This is a genomic window from Paucilactobacillus vaccinostercus DSM 20634 (genome assembly GCF_001436295.1).
GTDB classification, from domain to species: Bacteria; Bacillota; Bacilli; order Lactobacillales; family Lactobacillaceae; genus Paucilactobacillus; species Paucilactobacillus vaccinostercus.
This window is the reverse complement of the sequence record NZ_AYYY01000059.1, coordinates 1-203: the sequence shown is the minus strand read 5'-3', so window position 1 is coordinate 203 and position 203 is coordinate 1. Positions and strand designations below refer to the sequence as shown.

General features: G+C 36.0%; 1 pseudogene. It reads left to right on the top strand.

Annotated features, from left to right (window positions below):
• Nucleotides 1-203: pseudogene (locus tag FC26_RS08900) on the top strand (IS5/IS1182 family transposase); the annotation flags it as partial.

Genomic DNA, 203 nt, shown 5'->3' with positions numbered 1-203 from the left:
CTTATTAAGCTCGCTTTTATCTACTTTACTAAGCTGCTAGCTGACAATGGTATGATTGAAGATCAAGCTCTATTTATCGATGGCACAAAAATTGAAGCTGACGCCAATAAATACTCATTTACTTGGAAACGCGCCGTGGAAAAGTTTCATCCTATACTTAAAGATAAAATTACACGCCTGTATGAAGAATTGATCGAAGATCA